Genomic DNA, 411 nt, shown 5'->3' on the forward strand with positions numbered 1-411 from the left:
GTCGCAGGGCAGGGTGAAGATCGAAGGCGCGGTGCTGCTCAACCCGTCAACGGGTCGCAGGGCAGGGTGAAGATCGAAGGCGCGGTGCTGCTCAACCCGTCAACGGGTCTGACCGATTCGGTGCAGGCCTATGAGAAAGCGACGAGGCAGACCTACACCTGGTCACCCGCGTCGCGCGAACTGGCCCACCAGACCGACGCGGCCGCGCACACCGCCGATATCGCACGACATCGTCCCGCGTTGCTGTTCCTGCAAGGTGCGAACGACGCGGTGCTCGATGGGAAAGCGGTGTCGGCGCTGTGCGCCGGGCTAAAGCCGTTGTATGGCGATCAGGTATCGCGGCTGCAGTGTCGCCTGCTGGCCGGCATGTCCCATCAATGGGCCGCCGATCCTGCGTCGCTGGCGCTGGTG

1 protein-coding gene is annotated in these 411 nt (G+C 66.2%); it reads left to right on the top strand.

From position 1 onward, the window contains the following. Positions 1-66: 66 nt before the first annotated feature. A partial coding sequence (locus AC1DCY_RS27790) for a hypothetical protein (protein WP_477356030.1) occupies positions 67-411 on the top strand: 345 nt, incomplete at its 3' end.

The organism is Lysinibacillus sp. 10T31 (genome assembly GCF_056394365.1).